The sequence below is a fragment of the Rhodococcus daqingensis genome, assembly GCF_042665615.1.
Classification (GTDB): Bacteria; Actinomycetota; Actinomycetes; order Mycobacteriales; family Mycobacteriaceae; genus Rhodococcus_G; species Rhodococcus_G daqingensis.
Window position 1 is genome coordinate 1 of record NZ_JBHTCS010000027.1, and the last position, 2,162, is coordinate 2,162.

The 2,162-nt window shown below is 66.4% G+C and carries 2 protein-coding genes; both read right to left on the reverse strand.

The features are described 5' to 3' along the window. A partial coding sequence (locus ACFQS9_RS22175; protein ID WP_378408682.1) for an Ig-like domain-containing protein occupies positions 1–1,353 on the reverse strand: 1,353 nt, incomplete at its 3' end. Positions 1,354–1,951: 598 nt separating this feature from the next. Further along, positions 1,952–2,162: Ig-like domain-containing protein (locus tag ACFQS9_RS22180; protein WP_378403132.1), on the reverse strand; the 211-nt coding region annotated here is incomplete at its 5' end.

Here is a 2,162-nt window from a genome sequence, read left to right on the forward strand (position 1 = left end):
CGTGAAACCCGCACCACCCGAATACACCGCAGTAATGCTCTTCGCACCCGCCGCATCAAAGGTGTGCGACAACGTCGCCACACCGGCGTTCACCGCAACCGGGCCACCGATGTTCGCAGCGCCGTCCTTGAACTGCACCGTGCCAGCAGCGGCTGCCGGCGCGACCGTCGCCTTCAACTCCACCGCAGCACCGACATTCGCCGTCGCCGGCACCGTCACCGTCGTCGTCGTCGCCTCATCCGGCACCGACACCGTCACCGTCGCCGGAGCAGACGACGAACCCGTGAAACCGGCACCACCCGAATACACCGCAGTAATGCTCTTCGCACCCGCCGCATCAAAGGTGTGCGACAACGTCGCCACACCACCGGCAAGGGTGACCGGGCCACCGATGTTCGCGTCGCCGTCCTTGAACTGCACCGTGCCAGAAGCACCAGCCGGCGACACAGTCGCCTTCAACTCCACCGCAGCACCGACATTCGCCGTCGCCGGCACCGTCACCGTCGTCGTGGTCGCTTCATCCGGAACCGACACCGTCACCGTCGCGGGTGCAGAGGTGGAACCCGTGAAACCGGCACCACCGGAGTACACCGCGGTGATCGACTTCGCACCGGCAGCATCAAAGGTGTGCGACAACGTCGCCACACCACCAGCAAGAGCCACCGGGCCACCGATGTTCGCAGCGCCGTCCTTGAACTGCACCGTGCCACCCGCACCAGCCGGAGCAACCGTCGCCTTCAACTCCACCGCAGCACCGACATTCGCCGTCGCCGGCACCGTCACCGTCGTCGTGGTCGCCTCATCCGGCACCGACACCGTCACCGTCGCCGCAGCAGACGTCGAACCCGTGAAACCAGCACCACCGGAGTACACCGCGGTGATCGACTTCGCACCGGCAGCATCAAAGGTGTGCGACAACGTCGCCACGCCACCGGCAAGGGTGACCGGGCCACCGATGTTCGCGTCGCCGTCCTTGAACTGCACCGTGCCACCCGCAGCCGCCGGAGCAACCGTCGCCTTCAACTCAACCGCAGCACCCACATTCGCCGACGCGGGGACAGTCAGCGTGGTCGTGGTCGCCTCATCCGGGACCGAAACGGTGACGTTCTGCGGCGCGGACTGCGATCCCTCCGCCTGCGCGGTCGCGAGGAACTTCGCGGACACGGCGTGTGCGCCACCGGTCGCGGGGGTCCAGGCGTACGTCGCGGCGCCGTTGTTCAGAGTCCCCGTACCGAGCTTGGTGGCGCCGTCATAGAACTCGACGGTGTCACCGTTCGCGCCACCCGTGACGGTCGCACTCAGCGTCGCCGCCTGACCGACCTGAGCATTCGCAACCGCGGCCAGCGTCGTCACCGAGACGTTCTTGCGGACCGAAACCGTCGGCCCCTTGCCCTCATAGGTGCCGCTGCCGAGCGTCCCGGAGTAGTGCACCGTCGTCATCAGCGGCACGCCCCGGGCGCAGTCGGCACCCACCTTGTACGAGAATTCATAGGTCCGCAGATTCGGCGAGATGTGCGGGTAGAGCGCCCAGCTGCCCGATACCTTCGCGAAGTCGGCGCCCTGGCTGTCGAGCCCGTGTGCCGAGCCGTCGACCTTCGCGGAGCCGTTCACATACGTCAAGCACGGGGGATGGATGTCCTTGACCTGCTGGATGTATTCGACGACTCCACCAGTCCGATCGAAAACCGTCTTCGACGTGATGGTGTCACCCGCGGCCGGGGTGACGTCGCTGATCGTGCGGGTGATCCGCTCGTTCCCGTCATCCCACGTCACCGAGCCCGGCGCCCCCGAGGCGACACCGCCACCGACCCCGAGCCCGAGCACCGCAAGGGCGGCGCCACTCGTCGCCGCCACCGCGCGACGCACCATCAGACCGGACATCAAAGTTCCTCCATTTGCAGCACCGAGCATTGTTGGATCGAAACAGAGCTAGAGATTCAGGAACCGGGATTCAGGAACCGAACTGGCTGGAGCCGAACGACCCGTCCCCACCGGAACCGGCCACCGTCACCGTGCTGGCCTGCGAACCCGCACCCGAGAAACCCGCGAACCCGGAATACGTCGCCGTAATCGAATGCGCACCCGCCGTGTCGAAGGTATGCGACAGCTTCGCCTTACCGTCGACCACATTCACCGGACCACCGATCGGGGTCGAACCGTCC